Source organism: Blautia sp. An249 (assembly GCF_002159835.1).
GTDB classification, from domain to species: Bacteria; Bacillota; Clostridia; order Lachnospirales; family Lachnospiraceae; genus Blautia_A; species Blautia_A avistercoris.
In genome coordinates this window covers 24,883-38,611 of the sequence record NZ_NFJL01000013.1, presented here as the reverse complement: position 1 = coordinate 38,611, position 13,729 = coordinate 24,883, and the positions used below count along the sequence as shown (strand labels likewise).

Annotated in this window: 13 protein-coding genes and 1 other annotated feature; of the genes, 2 read left to right on the top strand and 11 right to left on the bottom strand. The window is 44.1% G+C overall.

All coding sequences use genetic code 11. The features are described 5' to 3' along the window. Window positions 1-65: 65 nt before the first annotated feature. Both sigE and B5F53_RS12730 read right to left on the bottom strand, forming a co-directional pair. The gene (gene sigE, locus B5F53_RS12735) at window positions 66-803 is read right to left on the bottom strand and encodes an RNA polymerase sporulation sigma factor SigE (protein ID WP_087224010.1); all 738 of its coding nucleotides are present in this window, start codon (window positions 801-803) and stop codon (window positions 66-68) included. Between the two features lie 14 nt (window positions 804-817). Beyond that, window positions 818-1,669 (bottom strand): sigma-E processing peptidase SpoIIGA, encoded by an 852-nt coding sequence (locus B5F53_RS12730; RefSeq protein WP_087224008.1) that lies wholly within the window; start codon window positions 1,667-1,669, stop codon window positions 818-820. A gap of 459 nt (window positions 1,670-2,128) precedes the next feature. On the opposite strand from B5F53_RS12730, the gene B5F53_RS12725 reads away from it, so the two are divergent. Further along, window positions 2,129-2,998 carry a shikimate dehydrogenase gene (locus tag B5F53_RS12725; protein ID WP_087224006.1) on the top strand — a complete coding sequence of 290 codons (870 nt, stop codon included), beginning with the start codon at window positions 2,129-2,131 and terminating at the stop codon, window positions 2,996-2,998. Between the two features lie 61 nt (window positions 2,999-3,059). Here B5F53_RS12725 and thrS read toward each other — a convergent pair whose 3' ends face one another. The 5 genes from thrS to B5F53_RS12700 form a co-directional block, all read right to left on the bottom strand. Further along, a complete protein-coding gene (gene thrS, locus B5F53_RS12720; RefSeq protein WP_087224004.1) occupies window positions 3,060-4,985 on the bottom strand; it encodes a threonine--tRNA ligase in 1,926 nt (641 codons plus the stop codon). Between the two features lie 181 nt (window positions 4,986-5,166). Continuing rightward, window positions 5,167-5,383: a binding site (T-box leader), on the bottom strand. Between the two features lie 55 nt (window positions 5,384-5,438). After that, window positions 5,439-5,939 carry a YdcF family protein gene (locus tag B5F53_RS12715; RefSeq protein WP_242970315.1) on the bottom strand — a complete coding sequence of 167 codons (501 nt, stop codon included), beginning with the start codon at window positions 5,937-5,939 and terminating at the stop codon, window positions 5,439-5,441. Next, on the bottom strand, window positions 5,921-6,433 hold the full coding sequence (locus B5F53_RS12710) for an SEC-C metal-binding domain-containing protein (protein WP_087224002.1): 513 nt from the start codon (window positions 6,431-6,433) through the stop codon (window positions 5,921-5,923). Before B5F53_RS12710 ends, B5F53_RS12715 begins: the two co-directional genes overlap by 19 nt. 270 nt (window positions 6,434-6,703) lie before the next feature. Next, complete coding sequence (locus B5F53_RS12705; protein ID WP_087224000.1) at window positions 6,704-9,160, bottom strand: hypothetical protein; 2,457 nt, start codon at window positions 9,158-9,160, stop codon at window positions 6,704-6,706. Window positions 9,161-9,264: 104 nt separating this feature from the next. Beyond that, window positions 9,265-10,209 carry an AEC family transporter gene (locus tag B5F53_RS12700; protein ID WP_087224139.1) on the bottom strand — a complete coding sequence of 315 codons (945 nt, stop codon included), beginning with the start codon at window positions 10,207-10,209 and terminating at the stop codon, window positions 9,265-9,267. A gap of 162 nt (window positions 10,210-10,371) precedes the next feature. Between B5F53_RS12700 and sigK the strand changes: the two genes are divergently transcribed. Then, window positions 10,372-11,004: an RNA polymerase sporulation sigma factor SigK gene (gene sigK, locus B5F53_RS12695; protein WP_087223998.1), complete on the top strand. Its 633-nt coding sequence runs from the start codon at window positions 10,372-10,374 to the stop codon at window positions 11,002-11,004. Between the two features lie 57 nt (window positions 11,005-11,061). On the opposite strand, the gene B5F53_RS12690 is transcribed toward sigK, so the two are convergent. The 4 genes from B5F53_RS12690 to B5F53_RS12675 are packed head-to-tail and all read right to left on the bottom strand — an operon-like array spanning window position 11,062 to window position 13,724. Then, window positions 11,062-12,285, bottom strand: a complete 1,224-nt coding sequence (locus tag B5F53_RS12690) for a peptidase U32 family protein (protein WP_087223996.1) — start codon at window positions 12,283-12,285, stop codon at window positions 11,062-11,064. A gap of 13 nt (window positions 12,286-12,298) precedes the next feature. After that, on the bottom strand, window positions 12,299-12,940 hold the full coding sequence (locus tag B5F53_RS12685; protein WP_087223994.1) for an O-methyltransferase: 642 nt from the start codon (window positions 12,938-12,940) through the stop codon (window positions 12,299-12,301). Next, window positions 12,937-13,335 carry an endolytic transglycosylase MltG gene (locus B5F53_RS12680; protein WP_087223992.1) on the bottom strand — a complete coding sequence of 133 codons (399 nt, stop codon included), beginning with the start codon at window positions 13,333-13,335 and terminating at the stop codon, window positions 12,937-12,939. Before B5F53_RS12680 ends, B5F53_RS12685 begins: the two co-directional genes overlap by 4 nt. Before the next feature lie 50 nt (window positions 13,336-13,385). Beyond that, entirely contained in the window at window positions 13,386-13,724 is a 339-nt protein-coding gene (locus B5F53_RS12675; RefSeq protein WP_087223990.1) for a YlbF family regulator, read from the bottom strand. Window positions 13,725-13,729 lie beyond the last annotated feature (5 nt).

The window sequence follows — 13,729 nt, the reverse complement described above, 5'->3', positions numbered from 1 at the left end:
GCATCCAGGAACAAGTTTTCTTACCGCCCAGCGGTCACAATCAGCTCTCCGCCTTTGTCCCTTCTCTATTCATATTTGACAATTTCCTTTTTCAGCCGCTTCATAATTCTCTTTTCCAGCCTGGAGATATAGGACTGGGAAATCCCCAGTAAATCTGCAACTTCTTTCTGGGTTTTCTCTTTTCCGTCCTGACTGTACAGTCCAAAACGCAGCCTGATAATAGTCTGTTCCCTTTTGGTCAGCTTACTGATCGCCTGCCCCAGAAGATCCTTTTCCACCTCGTCTTCAATCCCCCTGGAGATCACATCTTCATCTGTTCCCAGAATATCCGATAAAAGCAGTTCGTTACCATCCCAGTCCACATTGAGAGGCTCATCAATGGACACCTCCATTTTTGTTTTGCTGTTTCTTCTCAGATACATGAGAATTTCATTTTCGATGCATCTGGAGGCATAAGTGGCTATTTTGATTTTTTTTGTAGGATTAAAAGTATTAATGGCTTTAATCAGTCCGATGGTTCCTATGGAAATTAAGTCTTCCACTCCTACTCCGGTATTGTCAAATTTCTTTGCAATATAGACCACCAGTCTGAGATTATGTTCAATCAGGACAGATTTTGCCTCTTTGTCCTGTCCGCTTCCAATCCTGCTGAGTATCATCTCCTCCTTCTCCGGCGACAGGGGCGGAGGCAGAACTTCCGCACCTCCGATATAGTAAACCTCTTTGGGCTTACTGAAAACCATCGTGGAAAATCTGGAAATGAATGGTACCGGATAATAATTCACTGCTGCTTTTACGCTCATAGATATGACCCCTCCTATTGTAACAATTTGGAATTTAATAAAACCTGATACTTATTTCCCAAAGCGGAAGATCCCCATGACATAGCCAGAACTGGTTTTGAAATATGAATAACCTCTCTGGGAGTGTGTATACATAAATCCTCTAAAGTAACTGCCAGAAGCAGACCCGCCGGTTCCCCAATGCTTTTATAGGGAATATAGTGCGGATGCAGCTCTTTCAGTTCTGTGCTTTCCAACTCCCCTGGCTTTTCTTCTAGGTTTCTTAACTTGTCTAGGATTTCTTCAGATAGCAGCGTTTTCAAAGCCTGTTCCTCAATCACCGATACCGGCTGACCTGTGACACAATCCGTCAGCAGATTCCCTGTGTCATACAGTCCCCAAAACTTTTTTACTTTCCCATTTGTGCTTAAAGTAATCTGATACAGGTTTTTTGTCCGGATTTGAATATACTCATATCCGACAGAAACGCAGGTGAATAACAGGTAGCTGATTCCTGATAAAATCAGGAATTTTCCGGCGGTCATTTTCTCATTGGTTGACATAACACTCCAGAAACCGCCACATAAAAACGCTGTAAGATACAGCGCCACAATAGCTTTTATAAGTAAACTGCCTGTTTTCACATTACAGCCTATTTTTACCATAATAACTGCTGTCATTCCATGCAGCAGTATGGTAACCGGCAAAAAACTATCTGTGGGTAAATATAAGAACAGACAGGCGGCCAGCGCTCCCGCGCCTGCTCCCAGCAGGCTCCTTTTTCTGGATGCTTTGCATTCCAGAAAATGCCCTGCCAGTCTCAGCAGGATATAATCCATAATAAGATTTGTCATAAAGACCATATCTAAATAAATCTTCCCCTGCATAAAAACCTCCCGCCGCTGTTCCTCACTTTGGTAAGTGCATTTATTATAGGGGATAAGTCCCTTTTCTTTTTGTCAAAACAAGAGTGGAAACTCTCAGAAGTTTTCGGGAAAATCCGACAGAATTTCCCAGCATTATGTAACCTTTCCGGTAATCTCTGCAAATCCTTTAAAACTCCCTGGTTTTTCCACTTTTTCCAAGTATCCGTCTGACCGGTTTTTCTTTCCGGAAAATTTCTGATTATGGAAATGACACTTCCAACCCCTTAAAATACAGGGCTTTCAAATTCTGACATGATTTTCTCTCTGTTTACATAATTTCCTGTCGAATTTCTGCGATTTCTGTTCTCTTTTTTCTTTCTCTGAGAAAAAAAAGAGATTTTCTGTCGAATTCCTTCCTTCGTTGACATCTTTCTTTCCATCCTCTAAAATAAAAAGAAACTGCTTAAAAGGAGAGATTCTATGAATATTCCAATTACCGGACATACGAAATTAACTGCTTTATTAGGAAGCCCCGTCTCTCACAGCCTGTCTCCCCGGATGCACAACGAGGCATTTAAAGCTTTGGGGCTGGATTACGTTTATCTTTGCTTTGATATAAAAGAGGAACAGCTTTCTTCCGTTACCCGGGCTTTTCGGGAAATGGGGGTTCGCGGCTTCAACTTAACTATGCCGAATAAAAATAAAATGGTGGAGTTTGCTGATGAATTGTCCCCGGCTGCCCGGCTGATCGGTGCCGTAAATACAGTAGTAAATGACAACGGCCGTTTTATCTGCCACAATACAGACGGTGTGGGATATATGAGAGCGGTAAAGGACGCCGGTTATGACATTACCGGCAAAACCATTACTCTGCTGGGCGGAGGCGGCGCAGCCACCGCCATTTGTGCCCAGGCTGCCTTAGACGGTGTGGATACCATCCACGTTTTTCTTAGAAAGACCAGCCGCTTCTGGCAGAGAACCTGCCTTTTGGCTGAAAACATCCAGAAAGAACTTCCCTGTCGTGTTCTAATCCATGAACAGCAGGACAGCCGCGCCCTTTCTGAGGCACTGGCCGAGAGCGCTCTATTGGTCAACGCAACTTCTGTGGGAATGGCTCCCAATACAGAGGCCTCTCTCATTGAAGATCCTGCTCTGTTCCATCCGGATTTGATTGTCTCTGACGTTATCTATAACCCGCAGGAAACCAGACTTCTGCGTCTGGCCCGTGAAGCAGGCTGTCGGGTTTTTAACGGTTCTTATATGCTTTTGTACCAGGGAGCTGAGGCCTTCCGCCTCTGGACCGGACAGGATATGCCTGTAGATTTGATAAAAGAAACGGTTTTTGCATAAGTAAGTCATAAAGAAAAAAAGGGAGCCCAAAAGCCATACGGCTTAAGGCCCCTTTTTCTCTTTATTCTTCTGTCTGCACTTCTCTGATTTTTCTGGCTTTAATTTCCTCTGTAATATCCTCAAGGAACTCTGATAGATCTTTTGCTCCTTCATCTCCCAGGAATCGGCTTCTGACGGATACTTTTCCTTCTTCTTCCTCTTTTGCACCTACAATCAGCATGTACGGAAGCTTCTCAAGACGGGCTTCCCGGATTTTGTATCCGATCTTTTCTGCTTTAGTATCCATATCCGCCCGGATTCCCGCTGCTTTTAACTGGTCTAACACCTTCTGGCCATATTCCTGATATTTATCGGAAATAGGCAGTACCCTTACCTGTACCGGTGACAGCCAGGTCGGGAAGGCACCTGCAAAATGTTCAATCAGAATTCCAATGAACCGCTCGATGGATCCAAAGGCAACGCGGTGTATCATAATCGGACGGTGCTTCTCTCCGTCTGCTCCGATGTATTCACAGTTAAATCTCAGAGGAAGCTGGAAATCCAACTGAATGGTTCCGCACTGCCAGGTTCTTCCGATGGAATCTTCCAGATGGAAGTCAATTTTCGGTCCGTAGAAGGCGCCGTCGCCCTCATTTACCACATAGTCCAGACCCAGGTCATCCAGAGCGCCGCGCAGAGCGTCTGTTGCCATTTCCCAGTCTTCATCACTTCCCATGGAGTCTTCCGGCCGGGTAGACAGTTCCACATGATATTTAAAACCAAAGAGGCTGTAAACTTCATCAATTAATCTGGCAACCCCTTTGATTTCTTCCCGAATCTGTTCCGGCATCATAAAGATATGGGCGTCGTCCTGGGTAAAGCAGCGCACACGCATCAGACCATGAAGCTGTCCTGATTTTTCATGGCGGTGCACCAGTCCCAATTCTCCCATACGAAGGGGAAGATCACGATAGGAACGGGGCTCTGACTGGTATACTAAAATTCCGCCCGGACAGTTCATAGGTTTAATGGCAAAGTCTGTTTCATCAATCACTGTGGTATACATGTTTTCTTTATAGTGATCCCAGTGTCCGGAAGTCTCCCATAAATGTCTGCTTAACATAATAGGAGTAGAGATCTCTACATATCCGTTCTTCTCGTGGATTTCTCTCCAGTAATCTAAAAGAGTGTTTTTCAGCACCATTCCCTTGGGTAAAAAGAACGGAAAACCAGGGCCTTCTTCCCGCATCATAAACAGTCCCAACTCTTTTCCCAGTTTTCTGTGATCCCGTTTCTTTGCTTCTTCCATCCGTGTAATATACGCTTCTAAATCTGCTTTCTTCGTATAAGAAGTACCGTAGATTCTGGTCAGCATCTTATTATGCTCATCCCCCCGCCAGTAAGCGCCTGCCAGACTTAACAGTTTAAAGGCTTTTACCGGTTTGGTGGTCATCAGATGAGGGCCGGCACATAAATCCACAAACTCTCCCTGCTCGTAAAAACTAATTTCAGATCCCTCTGGCAGGTCTTCAATTAATTCTACCTTATAAGGTTCGTTTCTGTCTTTCATGAAGGCAATGGCTTCTTCTCTCGGCAGAGTAAACCGTTTAATCGGTAAGGCTTCTTTTACGATTTTTTTCATCTCTGCCTCAATCTTTCCCAGATCATCTGTGGTCAGAGGATTCTCCATATCCATGTCATAGTAAAATCCGTCGGCGATAGAAGGCCCGATTGCCAGTTTCGCCGTAGGATACAGACGCTTAATTGCCTGAGCCATGATGTGAGATGTGGTGTGACGGAAGGCAGCCTTTCCCCCTTCCTCCTGGAAAGTAAGGATATTCAGCTCACAGTCCTGATCCACTACAGTCCGTAAATCCACAACTTCCCCGTTCACTTCTCCTGCACAGGCCATCCGCGCCAGTCCTTCGCTAATGTCAGATGCAATTTCAATCACAGATTTCGACTCTGCATATTCTTTTGTCGAACCATCTTTCAATGTAATAATCATTTCCAAATTCTCCTTTCAAATTTATAAAAAGAATCCTGCGAGCAGGATTCTCCGCCTGCGGCGGGGCGCAAAGCGCCTTTTCCACTCCGACGCAGTGCGATCCACGCGGAGCGATTTTTATGCAATAGGAAATCCGACGGAATTTCCTATTGCATAAAAAATCCCTTGCAGTAATTACACTGCAAGGGACGAGTATTTTCTGACTCGCGGTTCCACCCCGCTTGCTTTTTCATCTTCAGAGATGAAAGAGCCTCTCTATTTGATGATAACGGTATCAGACCGGACCGGATTAGGGTCACTCCGAGGCAGTTTTCAGATGTTTCCCAATAAGATACTTCCAGCAAATGTATCTCTCTCTGAAAAGTTCCGCATCCTACTCTTCTCATCATCGTGTTCACATTTCAACTTTTCCCTATTATATACATGAATAAAGTCTTTGTCAACGGCAGAAACTTATAAATTCCCCTTCAGCCGATCCTTACACACTGCCAGAATTTCCCTGGGGATATACCAGATCAGTCTCCAGGAAACATACCGGGATCCAATGCCGTAAATCCGGGTGCAGCCTGCCTTTTTCCCAATCATCACGCCGCGAAAGACGTGATAATGATTGGTTACCACTCCGATTTTCTTATGTTTATCTCCAATAACGGAAAGACTGAATTCCAGGTTCTCTTTTGTATTTACAGATTTTTCTTCCAGAAGAAGTCTTTCCGGAGAAATCCCTTTCCGTATCAGATACCTCCTCATTGCCTCGGCTTCGGAAATGGCTTCGCCCTTTCCCTTTCCTCCGGAGAGAACAGCTTTTGTCTCCGGATGGGTCTCTAAATACTCCAGGGCCTTCCTCACTCTTTCATACAGAGCCTTTGTAAGCCGCTCGCCGTCTACATGGGCTCCCAAAACGATGAGATAATCTAATGTTGGAATTGTTTTTCTTAGTTTCTTCCGCAGCAATATTTATACTTCTTTCCGCTTCCGCATGGACAGGGATCGTTTCTTCCTACTTTGTGGCCCTTTACAATGGTTCCTGATTTCTTCTGTTCCAGGTATAAGGCTTTTTTCTTCTCCTGTGTAAAGATCTTATCCCACTGGGGAAGCTCATACAGCCAGTCTGCTTTGGCATCTACCATGTTTTTATATAACAGCTCTTTATCAAATCCCAGATTTACGACTGTATCTTCTGTCATAGTTTCAATGGGGTTTTTCTCCTTTAAGCTGTCATTGATTCCGTCCAGAAAGCCTACCATAGTCATAACGTTCTGTCCGTATTTTTCAGCCAGCTCTTTTACCGTACCGGTTACCACTTCGTCCGGATTCTCCAGAAGCTGTTCATAAATACCCTTTTCAATATTGAAGTAAGTAGCCCAGAATCTCTGCAGTTTTCCTTTATCCGCTTTCTGGTCGTATGCTACCTCTCTCCACTGTTCTAAAATCGTTTTTTCGCTCATTTTATCTTCCTCTTTTCATAAATATCTTCCTGAAAACTGTACCGAAACATGCAGGGTACAGCATCAATATAATACCATGGTTTCTCCAAAAAAACAATTCTAAAAAATTTTTGTTTTTCTGTATAAACTCCGTATTTGAGGTGATACTATAATTATTCATTGGATTCCCCCTCCAATGATACTTACGAAAGAAGAGTGAAATACTTATATCCTCCCCTTAAAAAATCCCCCGTCTGGAACAAAGGCGTTCCGGGCAGGGGATTTTCTTTTTTATCCTACATATATAGATTCTTCAAAATATCCATTGTCTCCATTGGGGCATTTCATCCAGCCCTTCTGGCCGTTGCTTCTTTCTACCTCTACATATACATTGTTAATATCTGTTCTCGCATAGACTCTCTGAATCTTTACTACTTCTCCGGCCGGAAGAGTAAATGCAATGTCTCCGGATAAAGCGTCTTTATAAATGGTTATGCTGTGAAGGGCTGTCCATTTATTCTCTTTTCCGTCTTCGTAAACGGCAGGAGAAATATTACTGTTTCTGGCCAGTTTTCCGTCCTTTAAAACAAAAGTGGTTCTCCAGGACATAGCGCCTGTTCCTCCAAGCTGTCCATTCCAGAAAGTCTGGATCTGATTTCCTTCTACAGACTCTATTTTCACACTTCCCAGACGGTTCCAGCGAACCGCATTACTTTCAAACTGTTCTCTTAAATTGGCAGCTTCTTTAAATTCGCCGTCCGTATACTGATACAGTTTAGCCACAGACTGGCTGTCATTTTCTGATGAACCGGTAACTGCCAGATAAATATTATTGGAATTATTCATGGTACATAACTGAATCTTGTAATTAAGGGTAGTGATTCTGGATTCCTCTTCATCTGATACAGTAAGTACTTTCTTATCATCCACATAAATATTTACATAACTGTTCAGGCTGTTTCCATAGTAAGGCTCTGCCCGGAATTTATCCGGATCTCCGTCTCCTGTAACATCATAAAGAAGATAGGTGCTGTCTGTACGCAGGGTCAGAAGGGCGGGCTGCACGGCCCCTTTTCTGATTCCGGAAACTCCTGTCTGTACATCTCCCTCTACAATCGTACTATTTACTTTCATATATGCACGGACCGTATAGAAATAGGTGGTATTTACCAACGCCTCGGTATCTTTATAAGTTGTCTCAGAAACGGTTGCTATCTTTTTGTAGCTTCCGCCTGCTTCTCTTCGGTATACATAATATCCGGTCGCTCCGGAAACTTTATTCCAGCTTACCTCCAGGGCTCCTGTTACAGCTTTTACACTGGATACTTTCGGCGCTGCAGGTGCGGCTGTCTGGGTTACGCCTACTTTATCATAATATCCCCACACCGTCTTTCCGTCCGCCTTGCGGTACGGACGCACGGTAAAGGTATAATCCCTTCCTGCCACTACTTTGTTATAATTACAGCTTGTGGTTTTTATATCGGATACGATAATGCCCCAGCTGTTGCCGCTGCGGAGAAATACCCGGTAGCCGTCAGCTCCTGCCACCTTATTCCAGCTTATTTTCATGCTGCTGTAGCTGTTGCAGCTTACCTCCACCTTAGGCGCTTCCACATTGACTACGCCTTTCATTCCGGGCTGGCAGGCACCCAGAACTTCTTTCGTGCCGTTCATTTTAATGGCCCGTACCGTATAAGTATAGGTACCTGCAAACTGCACGCTGGTATCTTTGTAAGCACGGGCAGATTTACTTACTGTGGCAATTCCCTTGTAGGATCCGTTTCCTGTCTTTCTGTAAATCCGGTATTTGTCTGCATTTGCCGCTTCTTTCCAGCTAATAGTCATGGAATTGTATGTAATATCCAGATTTTCCAGTTCTGTCAGACCGGGAGCTGTGCCTTTTGCTGTGGCTGTGACTCCTGTTTTATCATAGTAGCCCCATACATTGCTGCCTGCAATGTTCCGGTAGGGACGTACTGTAAAAGTATACTTCTGTCCCGGAATCACATCACTGTATGTATAGCTGGTTCCCTGGGTAGCCGAGAGAATGATTTTCCAGCCGGATCCGTTTTTCACAAATACCCGGTAGCCCGTTGCTCCTGCCACCTTATTCCAGCCAATGGTCATGGTTCCGCTGTTGTTTGCGGTGACCGTCACCTTAGGCGCTTCTACATTTACTACGCCTTTCTGTCCGGGCTGGCACTCTCCCAGGATCTCTGTGTCCTCTTCCATCTTAATGGCTCTTACTGTATAAGTGTAGGTGCCCCCGAAGTCCACATCCGTATCTTTATAAGAAAGGACGCCTGCGTCTACTGTGGCAATTCCTTTATAGGATCCGTTTCCGATCTTCTTATATACCCGGTACTTGTCTGCATTGTCTGCTGCCTTCCATCGGATTGTCATGGAATTATAAGTAATATCCAGTCCTTCAAGCTGTGTCAGACCGGGATCCCCAACCGCGTCTCTTGCCCCATCTGCAGACAGTGCATCCGGTGCATCTGCTGCTGAAGATTCTTCCAGCATCTCTTTTTCAGACTCCTGAACTTCCTCTTCTTCCAGCAGCAGGTCTTCCTCCTCTGTGAGCTCTTCCTCGGACAGTCCCTCCTCTTCCTCAGGTTCCTGAGAATCGGTCTGGTCTTGTATTTCATCCAGTGGTAAAGAAGCATCTGTATTATCTGCAAATGCTGTTGCCGGAGCTGCAACGGCCATCATTCCTGTCAAAAGCCATATCAATAGTTTCTTTTTCATAATAATGTTCTCCTTTCTGCTTCTTAGTTTCTCTATTATAGCAAATACATGTATTAAAAATGTTACTATTCTTTTAAAGATACAGAAGATTGTGTTGCATTTCTTTACACAATAATGTATCCCAAAGATTTCATCAGCCAGAGCCAGAAGGTAATGGTAAATGCGCTGAATAACGTGGTAATCATTACTACACTGGAAGTAAAATCCCCCTTATGTCCCATATTTTTAGCCATAATATAACAACTGACCGTAGTAGCCGACCCCAGCATGACCATAATCGCCACCAGACTTTCCGAACGGAATCCCATTCCGATGGCCACCGGCAAAAAGACCGCCACAAATCCCACCAGTTTTAAAAAGCTGCACAGGATAATCTCCTTCCAGTTTTCCCGGACAGAATGAAATTCAAAAGCTGCTCCCATAGCCATAAGCCCCAGAGGAGTTGCCATAGAACCTACCCCGTCCACCACTTTCTCCATAATCACCGGTTGAGGGATTCCCAGACAGGCCCAGAGAAGTCCCGCCAGAATTCCCAGGATAATGGGATTTGTTATGATTCCTTTCAGGGTCTTCTTCCAGAGGTGCTTCCCTCGTTCCCCTCTCCGGAAAAAGGAGAGAATAACTACGGCGGCTGCATTATACAGAGGTACTGTTCCGATAATCATTAAAGGGGTCGTGGTACTGGTTCCGTAAATGTTCTGTACAAAGGCCATTCCCAGAAGGGCTGCACTGCTTCTGTAAGAAGCCTGAATAAATTCTCCCTGAATTTCCTCTTTCCTTATCAGCCAGGAAATTCCAAAGGACAGGGTGATGCTGACAGCCGTTACCAGAAAACAAAACAGGATGAATTTCCCATCCCAGACCTGGTAAATAGAAATCCCGGATAAATCCTGAAAAAGCAGTACCGGGAGTAAAATCTTAAATACAAATGTATTTAACTTAGCTACAAAGTCTTCATCCATAAATTTCAGCCTGTGAAAGATTCCGCCCAGCACCATAAAGAAAAAAACAGGAACTGTGGCATTCAGGCTAAAAATCAGATTCTCCATATTTTTTGTCCTTCTTTCCCCGATGTCTCCCACCATTTTACATGATTTTCTCATTTCCTTCAAGCATGGCATTCCTGTACAAAATGAAAAATTTTGTGGGAAAAGCACGAACTCTTCGTCCTTCTCATAAACTATATAGAAATCCCCTTTGAGGTGAACTTTTTGAAAACATTCCAAAAGCCTCTTACCCTGGCCGAGGAGCAGTATTATCTAAAACAATATCAGAACGGGGATTCCCAGGCAAAGGACATTTTAATCGAACGCAATCTCCGCCTGGTCGCTCATGTTGTAAAAAAATATCAGGGATTGGATGAAGATTTAGACGACTTGATTTCCATCGGAACAATTGGTCTGATTAAAGCAATTTCCACATTTGACTCCCGCAAGGCTACCCGTCTTTCCACCTACGCCGCCCGCTGTATTGACAATGAACTGCTGATGATGCTTCGCTCCAGGAAGAAACGATCCAGGGAAATCTCTCTCTATGAGCCCATTGGTACGGATAAGGAAGGCAATGAGATCAGTCTTTTGGATATTGTGGAATCCCCGGTAATAGATGTGGTGGAAAATTACACCAGAAAGGAAGATACCAGAAGACTGCTTTCCCTTGTAAAAAACCGTCTCAATGAGAAAGAATATCAGGTTCTCTGTTATCGTTACGGGCTGTTCGGACAGGAGGAAAAAACACAGCGGGAAATCGCCGCCCAACTTGGCATCAGCCGTTCCTATGTCTCCAGAATTGAGAAAAACGCCGTTTTAAAACTGAAAAAATTATTTCATCTTGCAAATGAATAAGGAACTGCTTTTGTGGGTCGGTTCCATCCGAACGCCCTGCAGTTCCTTCTTACTTTCTTATTCCTGCCTGCGGAGTATATCGTATACTTCCACCTGTGCCCCTAAATCCACTTCCAGTTTTTGCTGTGGATGAGGGGCGCTTTCTACGGAAGCTCCTGTTTCATCATAAATCGCCTTCACCTGAACAGACAGATTTTCTCCGTTTGGCTTCATAATTTCTATCGTCTCTCCCACGCTGAATTTATTGCGCTGGGTAATTTCCACAAGACCTTTTTCTGTTATTCTTTCTGCGAATCCCAGATACGTATACTCTCTGATGTAGGTATTACAGTCATATATCTGGGCATTTTCATCCGGCTTTCCGTAAAAGAATCCTGTGGTAAACTGCCGGTACGTACAATTGGAAATCTGTTCCTCATACCAGGAAAGATTCTCCTTATACTTTTGCGGGGAATCAAAATAATCGTCTATGGCTTTTCGGTAAGTCCTGGCCACTGTAGCCACATAAAGAGCTGTTTTCATGCGGCCTTCAATTTTCAGACTGTTTACACCGCAAGTCAGCAGATCGTCCATATGATCAATCATACACAAATCTTTGGAATTAAAAATGTACGTACCTCTTTCGTTTTCAAATACCGGCATGTACTCTCCCGGTCTGGTCTCTTCCACTATGGAATATTTCCAGCGGCAGGGATGGGTACAGGATCCCTGGTTTGCATCTCTTCCCACCAGATAATTGCTTAGAAGACACCTGCCGGAATAGGAAATACACATGGCGCCGTGAACGAACGTCTCTATCTCCATATCTTCCGGAATCTTACTTCGAATCTCACGAATCTCTTCCAGGGACAGTTCCCTGGCCGTTACCACCCGGCTGGCTCCAAGCTGATACCAGAAGCGAAATGTCTCATAATTGGTGTTATTGGCCTGGGTACTGATATGACGTTCAATCTCCGGACAGATTTCTTTTGCCAGCATGAAAATTCCCGGATCAGCGATGATAAATCCGTCGGGCCTGATTCCCTTCAGTTCCTTAAGATACTCCCTGACTCCCTGCAAATCCCGGTTATGAGCCAGGATATTTACTGTCACATAAACTTTTGCACCGTGCAGATGGGCAAATTCAATGCCCTCTCTCATCTCTTCTATAGAAAAATTCCTGGCCTTTGCCCGAAGCCCGAAAGCTTCTCCGCCGATATAGACAGCATCCGCACCAAAAATCACGGCAATTTTTAACACTTCCAGACTGCTGGCTGGAACTAATAATTCAGGCTTTTTCATGAAATCCCTCTCTTTATTTCTTAATACTGACTGTAACCCCGTCTCCCAGAGGAATCACAGAAGTCACCAAGTTCGGATGATGTTTCAGCTCATACAGATATTCCCGCATCCGTTTATAAATCGTACGGTTTCTCCTCTCCACAAGATAATGAGACTCTATTAAGTCTCCATCCTGAAGTACATTATCGGATACTAAAACAGCTCCCGGTTTCATCAGCCGCAGTACCTGAGGAAGAAAATGGATGTACTGTCCTTTTGCAGCATCCATAAAAATGAAATCAAAAGACTCATTTAAAGTGGGAAGTATTTCCCCGGCATCCCCCTCTAAAAGCTGAATCTGCTTTTCTCTCCCTGCCTTTTTAAAGTTCTCTCTGGCAATGGGGATTCTTTTCTTATAGTTTTCAATAGTGGTAATCCGGCAATTCTCTTTCCCGTATTCACACATGAGAAGTGTGGAGAAGCCAATGGCTGTCCCCACCTCCAGTATATTCTGCGGCTGCTTCACAGCCAGCAGTACCTTTATAAAACTCTGCATTTCCTTTCGGATAATGGGAACATAAGTCTTATGGGCATACGCTTCCAGCTCGTCCAAAAACTCCGTATTCCCCATATCCAGAGAATTCACATACGTAATCAGCCGTTCATCCACAATCATGGAGTCTCTTCCTCCTGAGAATCCTCACCGGAAAGCACTGCCAGTATCCTGTCCGGAGTATAAGCTGTGCTTACCACATAACTTCCGGGCTTGATTTTCCCCCGGTATCTGGAAAGTTTCTCCTGTACTACAAAGACTTTCGCATCTTCAATCAGATTTTTTCGTTCCAGAGCCTTTCCAATCTCATATACGGAAGCCCCTTCTTTAATTTCAACGGTAACTTCTTTTCCGTTTCCGGGACTCATTGCCTTCTGGTTAAAAACATCATAGCCAAAGGAAAACGTGGATTTTCCAATCCATATAATTAATACGATTACAAAAATGTACAAAAGAATCCGGAAGAATCCTCCTGCTAAAAACACACTGGCTCTGCTTTCTTTCTTTTGCTCTTTCATCCTAACACTCCTGTCAGTCTGTCTCTTTTTTCATTCTGTACAGACCTGATTTAAAGATCGGGTATATGCATCTGTATCCCATTGGACAAGTCCATAAATATTTTCTGCATCAGTCTGCAGACTGCCAGTTCTGCATCCAGATAGGCATTCACCTGCGGGATTTTACGCAGTTCTTCCGATTCCTGTTCCAGTCTGTTCATCTCTTCAAACATGTGTTCCGGATCCGACTGATTCTGTACTCTGAAATTGCTGATACGGAACCGATCCACTTTTTCCAGTAATCCCGGATCCTGTTTTAATTTCTCTTCCTGCTTTTTATATTCCTGATAGGCTTCACTTTTCATTATCGAAGCCAACAGTATTTTTACATTTTTCTCGATGGAATCCATAGCTT

Bases quoted from the DNA above. Each gene is read 5' to 3' on its own strand.
- B5F53_RS12690 (WP_087223996.1), bottom strand. From the start codon at position 12,285: ATGAAAAAGCCTGAATTATTAGTTCCAGCCAGCAGTCTGGAAGTGTTA.
- B5F53_RS12730 (WP_087224008.1), bottom strand. From the start codon at position 1,669: ATGCAGGGGAAGATTTATTTAGATATGGTCTTTATGACAAATCTTATT.
- B5F53_RS12685 (WP_087223994.1), bottom strand. From the start codon at position 12,940: ATGATTGTGGATGAACGGCTGATTACGTATGTGAATTCTCTGGATATG.
- B5F53_RS12700 (WP_087224139.1), bottom strand. From the start codon at position 10,209: ATGGAGAATCTGATTTTTAGCCTGAATGCCACAGTTCCTGTTTTTTTC.
- B5F53_RS12705 (WP_087224000.1), bottom strand. From the start codon at position 9,160: ATGAAAAAGAAACTATTGATATGGCTTTTGACAGGAATGATGGCCGTT.
- sigE (WP_087224010.1), bottom strand. From the start codon at position 803: ATGAGCGTAAAAGCAGCAGTGAATTATTATCCGGTACCATTCATTTCC.
- B5F53_RS12710 (WP_087224002.1), bottom strand. From the start codon at position 6,433: ATGAGCGAAAAAACGATTTTAGAACAGTGGAGAGAGGTAGCATACGAC.
- B5F53_RS12675 (WP_087223990.1), bottom strand. From the start codon at position 13,724: ATGGATTCCATCGAGAAAAATGTAAAAATACTGTTGGCTTCGATAATG.
- B5F53_RS12725 (WP_087224006.1), top strand. From the start codon at position 2,129: ATGAATATTCCAATTACCGGACATACGAAATTAACTGCTTTATTAGGA.
- thrS (WP_087224004.1), bottom strand. From the start codon at position 4,985: ATGATTATTACATTGAAAGATGGTTCGACAAAAGAATATGCAGAGTCG.
- B5F53_RS12680 (WP_087223992.1), bottom strand. From the start codon at position 13,335: ATGAAAGAGCAAAAGAAAGAAAGCAGAGCCAGTGTGTTTTTAGCAGGA.